This window comes from Saccharomonospora halophila 8 (assembly GCF_000383775.1).
GTDB lineage: Bacteria > Actinomycetota > Actinomycetes > Mycobacteriales > Pseudonocardiaceae > Saccharomonospora > Saccharomonospora halophila.
The window spans coordinates 1-3,293 of record NZ_KB912487.1; the positions used below are offsets into that span (position 1 = coordinate 1).

Genomic DNA, 3,293 nt, shown 5'->3' on the forward strand with positions numbered 1-3,293 from the left:
CGCGGTGCAGCCACACGGCCCCGAGGCCCGCGTCCCGGGCGCCCAGCGCGTCGGTGCGGAGTTTGTCGCCCACGTGCACCGCCTGCGCGGGCGCGCAGGCCAGGGTGTGGCACACCTGGTGGAACATCGCCGCGTCCGGCTTGGCCACCCCGAGCTCGCCCGCGATGGCCACGTGGTCGAAGAAGCCGGCCAGTCCCAGATCGTCGAGTTTGTCGCGCTGGTGCGCACCTGAGGCGTTCGTCACGGCGGCGAGTCGCACCCCGGCGGCGGCGAGCCATTCCAGACAGGGGGCGACATCGTCGAACAACCGCCAGCAGCGGCGGAGCAACTCCTGACGGCGGGTCTCGAACCGGGCGGCCTCCCCGGCCTCCACCGCGACGCCGAGCTCGGCGAGGAACGCCCTGGTCCGGGTGCGGTGCATCCGGGCGTAATCCAGCTCGCCCGCGACCACCCGCGCGACGTGCTCGTCGGTGATCCGTTCCCAGAGCGGCCACAGATCCGTCCGGCCGAGCAACGACTCCAGTGACCGTCGCCCCGCCGCCGAGAAGTCGATCAGAGTGTCGTCGATGTCCAGGCACACCACGCGCAACTCGGGCGGCGCCCAGGGGCCGGAACCGTCGAGTTCGGAGGCGTGCGATGCCGTCGGGGAACCAAGCGGGAAAGCCACCACGCGAGGCTAGGGGACTTTCGGCGTGCTCGAATGGGCTTAAGAGGTGATAAAGCGGTCTCTGTTTCGGTCCAGGTTTCTACGCTGCGTGACCCGGGAGCGCGCGCCGCAGCCGTCCGAGCGAGACCTGTCGGCCGAGCAGTTCCATCGACTCGAACAACGGCGGCGAGACCGCGCGTCCGGTCACGGCGACGCGGACGGGCGTGAACGCCTTCCGCGGTTTCAGTCCGAGCCCGTCGACCAGCGCCTGCTTCAGCGCCGCCTCGATGTCGTCGGTCCGCCAGTCGGCCACCGCCTCCAGCGCCCCGATCGCAGCCCGCAGCACCGGCTCGGCGTCCGGTCCGAGGTGCTTGGCCGCCGCGGCCTCCTCGGGCGCGAACGACTCCTCGTCGACGAACAGGAACGACACGAGATCCGGCACCTCGGACAGCACGGCGACCCGCTCCCGCACCAGCGGGGCGATGCCCCGCAGCGTCGCGAGTCGCGTCTCGTCCGGATCTTCCGGCAGCACCCCGGCGGCGTGCAGGTAGGGCAGACACCGCCGCACGAAGTCGTCCGGCTCCAGCGCGCGGATGTGGGTGCCGTTGATCGCCTCGGCCTTCTTCGCGTCGAACCGCGCGGGGTTGGCGCTGACCTTCGTGATCTCGAAGGCGTCGACGAGCTCGTCCACGGTGAACACGTCCCGGTCGTCGGCGATCGACCAGCCGAGCAGCGCGAGGTAGTTCAACAGCCCCTCGGGGACGAAGCCCCGCTCGCGGTAGTGGAAAAGGTTCGACTTCGGGTCGCGTTTGGACAGCTTTTTGCTGCCGTCCCCCAGCACGGAGGGGAGGTGACCGAACTCGGGGACGAAGTCGGTGACCCCGATCCGGATCAGCGCCCGGTACAGCGCGATCTGCCGCGGGGTGGACGGGAGCAGGTCCTCGCCGCGCAGCACGTGGGTGATCCGCATCAGCGCGTCGTCCACCGGGTTCGTGAGGGTGTAGAGCGGGGTTCCGTTGCCCCGTACCAACACCGGGTCGGGGATCGTGCCCGCCTTGAAGGTGATCTCGCCACGGACCAGGTCGGTCCAGGTGAGATCGGCGTCCGGCATCCGCAGCCGCAGGACCGGGTCGCGCCCCTCGGCGCGGAAGGCCCGCTTCTGCTCCTCGGTGAGGTCGCGGTCGTAGTTGTCGTAGCCGAGCTGCGGATCCTGCCCCGCCTCGCGCCGACGCCGCTCGACCTCCTCGTTGGTGGAGAAGGCCTCGTACAGCTCGCCCGCCGCACGCAGGCGGCGGGCGATGTCGGTGTAGAGCCCGCCCCGCTCGCTCTGCCGGTACGGCCCGTACCCGCCCCCCACCTCGGGCCCCTCGTCCCAGTCGAGACCGAGCCAGCGCAGGGCGTCCAGCAGCGCCTCGTAGGACTCCTCGCTGTCGCGGGCCGCGTCCGTGTCCTCGATGCGGAACACGAGCGCGCCGCCGTGGTGGCGGGCGAACGCCCAGTTGAACAGCGCCGTCCGGACGAGGCCCACATGCGGGACTCCGGTCGGCGAGGGGCAGAAGCGGGCGCGTACAGGCTTCGTCTCACTCATAGCGTGCTCAGCCTATCGCCCTTGACGACGGTGGCGAATCCGTGCATGGTGAACTTATTCAACGCATGATGAAATTAGGGAGGTCGACGGTGACCGGAGACGGACGGACCACCTGCGTCGTGGTCGGCGGCGGCCCCGCCGGGATGGTGTTCGCCCTGCTGCTCGCCCGCGCCGGCATCGCGGTGACGGTGCTGGAGAAGCACGGGGACTTCCTGCGCGACTTCCGCGGCGACACCGTGCATCCCTCGACGCTGACCCTGCTCGACGAGTTCGGCCTCGGTGCGCGGTTCGCCCGGCTGCCGCAGACCAGGCTCACCGAGATCGCCTTCCCGTTCCCCGACGGTGGCCGCGTGGTGGCCGGCGACCTGACTCGGCTGCGCACCCGCCATCCGTACGTCGCCATCACTCCGCAGTGGGACTTCCTCGACCTGCTCGCGGACGCGGGCGCGGACGAACCGACGTTCACCCTGCGGATGTCCACCGAGGTCACCGGACTGGTGCGGGAGAACGGCAGGGTCGCCGGGGTGCGCTACCGCGACGCGGACGGCACCCCCGGGACCGTGCGGGCCGACCTCACCGTGGCCTGTGACGGGCGGGGCTCACCCACCCGCGCGCAGGCGGGGCTGCACCCGGTCGCGGCGCCGGTACCGATCGACGCGTGGTGGTTCCGGCTGAGCCGGCGTCCCGGGGACGAGACATCGCTGACACCGCGGGCGGGCGACGGCCGGTTCGCCATCGTGATCCCGAGGGAGGGCTACCACCAGATCGCCTGGATCGACCGGAAGGGAACCGACCCCGCGCTGCGCGCCCGCGGTGTCGCGGCGTTCCGCCGGGAGGTGGCCGCGGTCCTGCCCGGGCTCGCCGACCGCGTCGACGAACTGACCACGATGGACCAGGTGAAACATCTCGACGTCCGTCTCGACCGGCTCACCCGCTGGCACGCGCCGGGCCTGCTGTGCCTCGGGGACGCCGCGCACGCGATGTCGCCGATCGGGGGTGTCGGGATCAACCTGGCCGTGCAGGACGCGGTCGCGGCGGCGCGCCTGCTCGCCCGCCCGC

3 protein-coding genes are annotated in these 3,293 nt (G+C 71.5%); 1 reads left to right on the top strand and 2 read right to left on the bottom strand.

What is annotated here, in order from left to right; translation table 11 throughout:
* Together SACHA_RS0102515 and gltX are read right to left on the bottom strand one after the other, a co-directional pair.
* Nucleotides 1-580 (bottom strand): HAD family hydrolase (locus SACHA_RS0102515; RefSeq protein WP_028662821.1); only part of this gene is annotated, 580 nt, incomplete at its 3' end.
* Nucleotides 581-746: 166 nt separating this feature from the next.
* On the bottom strand, nt 747-2,234 hold the full coding sequence (gene gltX, locus SACHA_RS0102520) for a glutamate--tRNA ligase (RefSeq protein WP_028662822.1): 1,488 nt from the start codon (nt 2,232-2,234) through the stop codon (nt 747-749).
* Between the two features lie 143 nt (nt 2,235-2,377).
* Here gltX and SACHA_RS19930 point away from each other — a divergent pair.
* Nucleotides 2,378-3,293, top strand: a 916-nt coding sequence (locus tag SACHA_RS19930) for an FAD-dependent oxidoreductase (protein ID WP_232211794.1), incomplete at its 3' end; no start/stop codon positions are given.

Excerpts from the sequence above, each read along its gene's own strand:
- gltX (WP_028662822.1), bottom strand. The coding sequence starts at position 2,234 with ATGAGTGAGACGAAGCCTGTACGCGCCCGCTTCTGCCCCTCGCCGACC.